Origin of the sequence: Loktanella sp. F6476L (assembly GCF_023015725.1) — a bacterium.
Lineage (GTDB): Bacteria > Pseudomonadota > Alphaproteobacteria > Rhodobacterales > Rhodobacteraceae > Yoonia.
The window spans coordinates 1-261 of record NZ_JALKAR010000049.1 but is presented as its reverse complement, the minus strand read 5'-3'; the positions used below and the strand labels follow the sequence as shown (position 1 = coordinate 261).

The 261-nt window shown below is 54.4% G+C and carries 1 pseudogene; it reads left to right on the top strand.

Annotated features, from left to right (window positions below):
• A pseudogene (locus tag MWU61_RS19695) lies at nt 1-261 on the top strand (hypothetical protein); the annotation flags it as partial.

Genomic DNA, 261 nt, shown 5'->3' with positions numbered 1-261 from the left:
GTGATGATACGATCTATGGTGGTGCTGGCGACGACACCATTGATGCTGGTGATGGCGCTGATCGCGTTTATGGCGGTGAAGGTGACGACACTATTACGAATGTGACACTGGTTGACCGCGTGTCTGGTGGTTCTGGTGCGGACGAGATTAGGTTGGCACTCCAAGATCGTACGACGGGCGCTGATATTAATTTCACAACGGGTCAGAACGGCGCGTGGAGTGAAGTTGAAGTCTTCGGCGGTACACTGACCGCGCATGACG